The organism is Streptomyces ossamyceticus (assembly GCF_001418475.1).
GTDB lineage: Bacteria > Actinomycetota > Actinomycetes > Streptomycetales > Streptomycetaceae > Streptomyces > Streptomyces ossamyceticus.
In genome coordinates this window covers 22094-28093 of the sequence record NZ_LIQX01000429.1, presented here as the reverse complement: position 1 = coordinate 28093, position 6000 = coordinate 22094, and the positions used below count along the sequence as shown (strand labels likewise).

The 6000-nt window shown below is 68.9% G+C and carries 3 protein-coding genes and 1 pseudogene; all 4 read left to right on the top strand.

Translation table 11 applies throughout. The annotated features are described in order from the left end of the window. The coding region (locus AOK15_RS28325; RefSeq protein ID WP_055521191.1) for an amidohydrolase family protein at positions 1 to 785 on the top strand (785 nt) is incomplete at its 5' end. Positions 786 to 823: 38 nt separating this feature from the next. Then, positions 824 to 1883, top strand: a pseudogene (locus AOK15_RS28320) (zinc-dependent alcohol dehydrogenase). Further along, entirely contained in the window at positions 1880 to 2641 is a 762-nt protein-coding gene (locus AOK15_RS28315; RefSeq protein WP_055521190.1) for an SDR family NAD(P)-dependent oxidoreductase, read from the top strand. Before AOK15_RS28320 ends, AOK15_RS28315 begins: the two are co-directional and overlap by 4 nt. A gap of 153 nt (positions 2642 to 2794) precedes the next feature. After that, positions 2795 to 5950: an RICIN domain-containing protein gene (locus AOK15_RS28310; RefSeq protein WP_063799062.1), complete on the top strand. Its 3156-nt coding sequence runs from the start codon at positions 2795 to 2797 to the stop codon at positions 5948 to 5950. Positions 5951 to 6000: the final 50 nt, after the last annotated feature.

The following is a 6000-nucleotide window of genomic DNA, read 5'->3' as shown; positions in this document are numbered from 1 at the left end:
CGATCCGCCGCACCTTCACCCCCGACGACCTGCGGACCACCGCCACCCGGACCGTCGCGGGCCGCCGGCTGCACAGCACGGTGGCCGTGCAGTGCATGCCGGACGTGCCCGAGACGGAGGACCTGCTTGCGCTCGCGGAGCGGGAGCCGCTGATCGGAGCCGTCGTCGGCTGGGCCGACCTGACGTCCCCGGCGATCAGCGATCTGCTCGACGGGCTGCTCGCCGGGCCGGGCGGGACGTATCTGCGGTCCCTGCGTCATCTCGTCCAGGGCGAGACGGACCCGGGGTGGCTGCAACGCCCCGATGTCGAGCGGGGGTTGGCGGCGGCCCGGGACCGCGGGCTCTGCTACGACGTGCTCGTCCGCAGCCACCAGCTCGATCAGGCGATCCGGCTGGCGGAACGCTTCCCCGGCCTGCCCCAGGTACTCGACCACGCGGGCAAGCCGCCGATCGCCGACGGCGACCTGGCCGACTGGGCACGCCAGATCCGTCTGCTGGCCGCGCACCCGCACGTGCTCTGCAAGGTGTCGGGGCTGATCACCGAGGCCGACCACGAGAAATGGACCATCGCCGACATCCGCCCGGTGTGGGACGTACTGCTGTCGTCCTTCGGCCCCGACCGCCTGATGTTCGGCTCCGACTGGCCGCTCGCGAACCTCGCGGGCGGCTGGAACCGCTGGGCCGCCACCATGGACGAACTGCTCGACGGCTGTTCCGCCACCGAGATCCACGCGCTCCTCGCCGGCACCGCGACCGCCTTCTACCGCCTCCCCGCCCGCAGCTGACCGTCGCCCCTCGTGCTGGACGAACCCTGGAGAACACGATGACACTCGCCGTCCGCTACACAGCCGCCCGCACCCTGGACACGGCTCCCGCGGACACCGGGCCGCCCGGCCCCGGTGAGGTGCAGCTGGCCCCCGCCTATGTCGGTATCTGCGGCACCGATCTGCACATCTTCCACGGCGACATGGACGCCCGGGTCGCCGCGCCCACCGTCCTGGGACACGAGATGTCCGGCCGCGTGGTGCGCGTCGGAGAGGGCGTCGAGGGCTGGGCGCCCGGTGACGCGGTGACCGTGATGCCGCTGCGCTGGGACGACACCTGCCCGGCCTGCCGCGCCGGCCACCAACACGTGTGCCAGCACCTGGACTTCATCGGCATCGACTCGCCGGGCGCGATGCAGCAGCGCTGGACCGTGCCCGCCTCGACACCCATCCGGCTGCCCGACTCGATCCCCTGGACCGGGCCGCGCTCGTCGAGCCGACGGCGGTGGCCGTGCACGACGCGGGCCGGGCCGCGGTGCGCGACGGTGAGAAGGTCGTGGTGGTCGGCGGCGGCCCTGTCGGCATCCTCATCGCGCTGGTGGCGCGGGCCGCGGGCGCCGAGGTCCGGGTGGTGGAGCTGAGCGCCCACCGTCGGCTGCTCGCCGAGGAGTTGGGGCTGACGACCTGGAACCCGGCCGACGACGACGTGCCGGCGCTGGTCGGCCAGTGGACCGGTGACGCGGGCGCGGACGTCGCGTTCGAGGTGTCCGGCGCGGCGGGCGGCGTGAACACGGCGGTCGACGTGCTGGGTGTGCGCGGCCGGCTGTGCCTCGTCGCCATCCACCCCCGCCCCCGCGAGGTCAACCTGCACCGCTTCTTCTGGCGCGAACTCACCCTCATCGGCGCCCGCTTGTACGACCGGACCGACTTCGAGAGGCGGTCGCCCTGGTCGCCCTGGTCGCCCTGGTCGCCGACGGCACGATTCCGGCCGAGCGGCTGATCAGCAAGGTCGTCCCCCTCACCCAGGCACCTGCCGCCTTCGAGGCCCTGGAAGGCGGCGGCGACGTGATGAAGATTCTCGTGGACTGCACCGACGACGCCCAGGGAGTGGCCGTATGAACGCCTTCGACCTCACCGGGAAGCTCGCCGTCGTCACCGGGGCCCGGCGCGGGATTGGACGGGCCATGGCCCGCGCGCTGGCCGAGGCCGGCGCGGACGTCGTCGGCGTCAGCGCCTCGCTGGAGGAATCCGGCAGCGACGTGGAGAAGGATGTCCTCGCCGCGGGCCGCACGTTCGAGGCGATCCGCACCGACTTCGCCGACCCGGAAGCCGTACGGGCTCTGGGCGCGGACCTCGCCGGGCGCGAGCGGCCGGTGGACATCCTGGTCAACAACGCGGGCACGATCCGCCGCGCCCCGGCTACCGAACACACTGACGCGGACTGGGAGTTGGTACTGCAGGTCAACCTGAGCGCGCAGTTCGCTGTGACCCGGGCGGTCGGTGGGGCGATGGTCTCCCGCGGCCAGGGCAAGGTCATCTTCACGGCGTCGCTGCTCAGCTTCCAGGGCGGCATCACTGTGCCCGGCTACACCGCCGCCAAGCACGGCGTCGCCGGTCTGACCAAGGCCCTGGCCAACGAGTGGGCCCCGCACGGGGTGAACGTCAACGCCATCGCGCCCGGTTACATCGCCACTGACAACACCCAGGCGCTGCGGGACGACCCGGTGCGCAGCAAGGCGATCCTGGACCGCATCCCGGCCGGCCGCTGGGGCGACGCGGACGATCTGGCGGGGGCCACGGTGTTCCCGGCCTCGGGCGCCGCCGCCTACATGCACGGCGTCGTCCTGCCCGTCGACGGCGGATGGCTCGGCCGATGAACGCCGGCCTCGACTCCGTGCTGTCCGGCACCAAGTCACCCCCGAGCCACGAGGTTGTGCCGCTCACCGACGCTCCTGAGCCCTCGGGACGCTCAAGGGCCGCACGCTGAAGATCCACGTCAACCGCACTGACAACACCCCCGGAGCCGCCACATGAACGCTTTCCCGACCGTCCGCACCAGCAGGGGGGGGAAGACGATGAAGACCGTCACCTCCACCACCCGCACCGTGTCAGCAGCGCTGGCGACGGCTCTCTCCGCGGTGTTGCTGGCATCCCTCACGACGCCGACCCCGGCCTCGGCCGCGACCCAGGCGACCTACTACGTCGCCCCCAACGGTAACGACGCCAACGCCGGGACGATCACCGCGCCGTTCAAGACCCTGCAGCACGCGCGGGACGTCGTGCGCACGGTCAACGACAACATGACCGGGGACATCAACGTCTATCTCCGCGGCGGCACCTACCCGGTGAGCAGCACGATCGCCTTCACGTCGGCCGACTCCGGGACGAACGGCCACCGTGTCGTGTACGCCGCCTACCAGGACGAGAAGCCGGTGCTGAACGGTGGCGTCCCGGTGACCGGCTGGACCCAGCACAGCGGGAACATCTGGAAGGCGTCGCTGGACCGCGACGACAAGCTCCGCGCGCTCTACATCGACGGCAAGCGCGCCCAGATGGCCTCGAAGACGATCGACTCGGCCGGATGCCAGGGGACCTACTCCGTCACGGCCGGCCAGGCCCCGTGGGCCTGGGAGTCGGGTTCGCACTGCGACGGGGCCAAGTACAGCCTCTCCGACCTGCCCGCCGTCGCCGCCAATCAGGACGACGTCGAGATCAAGTCGGCCACGACCTGGACCACGGCCATCGTGGGCGTCCGTCAGATCACCACGAGCTCGGACGGCGCCAACCGCGTGGCCCAGTTCCAGCAGCCGGGTGCGGCCATCGCCCAGGCACCGCCGTACGGCCCGTTCAAAGCCGGCGGCAGTCATACGTTCATGAACGCGTACGAGTTCCTGGACAAGCCGGGTGAGTTCTACTTCAACAAGACCACCCACACGGTGTACTACTACAAGTCCGGCTCCGAGGACATGACCACGGCGGAGGTCTCCGCGCCGAACAACGTGTCCACCCTCCTCAAGATCGCCGGCACGTCGAGGACCGACCACGCGCGGAACATCACGTTCTCCGGGCTCACGGTCGAGCACTCCGACTGGAACCTGGTCGAAGTCGCGGGCTCCGTCTTCCGGCAGTCGACGCAGGGCAACACCATCTCGACCGTGTACGCGAAGAAGAACTTCCACGCGTACACCTACCGCAACGTCGACCTGCCGCCGGGCATCATCCAGATCGAGAACGCCGACGGCATCACCCTGCGGGGCAACACGGTGCAGCACACGGGCGCCGACGGAATCAACATGGTCAACGACGTGACCGACTCGCAGCTGATCGGCAACGTCACCAATGACATAGCCGGCTCCGCGATCACCGTGGGGCACCCCCAGCACGTGTACATCGGGGACTACACCTCGACCAACAACGAGAAGTACCCGGTGAACGTCGAGGGGCTCTGCAAGAACATCTCGATCACGAACAACTACCTCTACGACAGCGGGGTGTTGTTCGAGGCCTCCAGCCCCGTGTCGGCGTACTTCGTGGACTCCCTGTCCGTGGAGCACAACCGGATCGAGAAGTCCCCGTGGGCGGGCATCACCCTCGGCTGGGGCTGGTGGAACTTCGACGGTTCGACGAACTCCATCAATCCGGGGAACCCGACCACCACGGCGAAGAACAACACCGTCCGCTACAACCAGATCGTCGACACGATGCAGACGCTCGCCGACTCCGGCCCCATCTACACCCTGGGAGCGCAGCCGGGAACCGAGATCAGCGACAACTACATCCAGGGCGTTCCGGCCGGCCACAAGTACGGCCTGCACCCCGATGAAGGCTCCGCCTTCATCGACTACCACGACAACGTGTTCGACGTGGACAAGGACGTCACGTCTGTCATCCACTCCGGCACGTGGGGCCGTCAGCACGACCTGAAAATCACCAACACCTACGGCACCGTCAACAAGATCTTCAGCAAGAGCGTCCCGAACAGCACCATCCAGGACGTGCGCGCGTACGCGGACGATGTGTGGCCGTCGCAGGCGTACAGCATCGCCGTGAACGCGGGTCTGGAGGACGCCTACAAGGACATCGTCCCCCAGAGCAACCTCGGCCCGCAGGACTACGCCCTGCCCGCGAGCACGTTCACCGGCAAGGGTGTGATGACCATTCCGGTGCGCAGCCCGGGAGACGGGACCAAGACCCTCTGGCTGGCTCCCTCCGGCACGACGACGTTCGCCGCCGGTCCCACCATGACCAGCGCGAGCGGAACCTCGACGAGCATCCGCGTCCCGCAGACGGCGGGTGACTACCGCCTCTACGTCGTGGACGCCCAGGGGAACGCCTCCGCCGCGTCGAAGGCGCTCGTGCGGCAGCGCTGGAACCACGTCGACGACAGGACGGCCGGCGTGACCTACTCCGGCACGTGGTCGAACTGGAACGACACCAAGGACATGAACGGGTCCGAGAAGTTCACGAGCACCGCGGGCAACTATGCCGAGTTCTCGTTCACCGGCTCGGGCGTCCGGTACCTCAGCATGACGCAGCCGAACATGGGCAAGGTCGACGTCTACCTCGACGGCGCCCTGGCGCAGGCGGGCATCGACGCCTACGCCTCGACGGTGACGAAGCAGGTGCCCCTGTTCGAGAAGACGGATCTCGCCGCGGGCCCCCACACCATCAAGGTCGTGTGCACCGGAACGAAGAACGCGGCCTCTTCCAACACCGTCTGCGCGCTGGACGCGTTCGCTTCCATCTCCTTCCCCTCCAAGAACGCGTTCTACAAGATCCTCAACAAGAACAGCGGCAAGGCGGTCGACGTCTCGGGCGGATCGACCTCCGCCGGGGCGAACGTCATCCAGTGGAACGACACCGGAGCGCAGAACCAGCACTGGCGGTGGGTCCCCGTGGGTGATGGCAGCTACGAGATCGTCAACCAGACCAGCGGTCAGCTGCTGGACGTCACCAGCGGGTCCACCGCGGACGGCGCGACCGTCGTCCAGCAGCCCGACAACAACGGTGCGAGCCAGCACTGGACCCTGGTGGCCACCGGAAACGGCTACTACAAGATCAAGAACGTGAACAGCGGCAAGCTGCTCGCGGTGTCCGGCTCGTCGACGACAGCAGGCGCCCAGCTCGTACAGACGACGGACACGAACGCGGCAAGCCAGCTGTGGCAAGCAGTCAACGTGGACTGATTCCCCCAAGGGCGAACATCGTGGACATCACCAGAAGATAGCTCGGCCGG